The organism is Mesorhizobium sp. M2C.T.Ca.TU.002.02.1.1 (assembly GCF_003997225.1).
The window spans coordinates 1-299 of record NZ_RZTO01001577.1 but is presented as its reverse complement, the minus strand read 5'-3'; the positions used below and the strand labels follow the sequence as shown (position 1 = coordinate 299).

1 pseudogene is annotated in these 299 nt (G+C 64.2%); it reads right to left on the bottom strand.

Annotation, left to right across the window (positions count from 1 at the left end):
- Nucleotides 1–299: pseudogene (locus EOD07_RS37380) on the bottom strand (copper-transporting ATPase); the annotation flags it as partial.

Sequence of the window (299 nt, the reverse complement as noted above, 5' to 3'; positions counted from 1 at the left end):
GGTCCAAACACGGCCCAGGCGATGAAAGCGACAATCGCGACAAGGACGACGGCCGGGACAAAGTAGAAAGAAACGCGATCGGCCAACCCTTGAATCGGGGCGCGCGAGCGCTGCGCCTTGGCGACGAGATCGACGATGCGCGCCAGCGTCGTCTCGGCGCCGACCTTCTCAGCGCGCATGATCAGCGCACCATTCTTGTTGAGGGTGCCGCCGGTCAGCGCATCGCCCTCGACCTTCTCGACCGGCAACGGCTCGCCCGTGATCATCGATTCGTCGATCGAGGATCGCCCTTCCAGCAC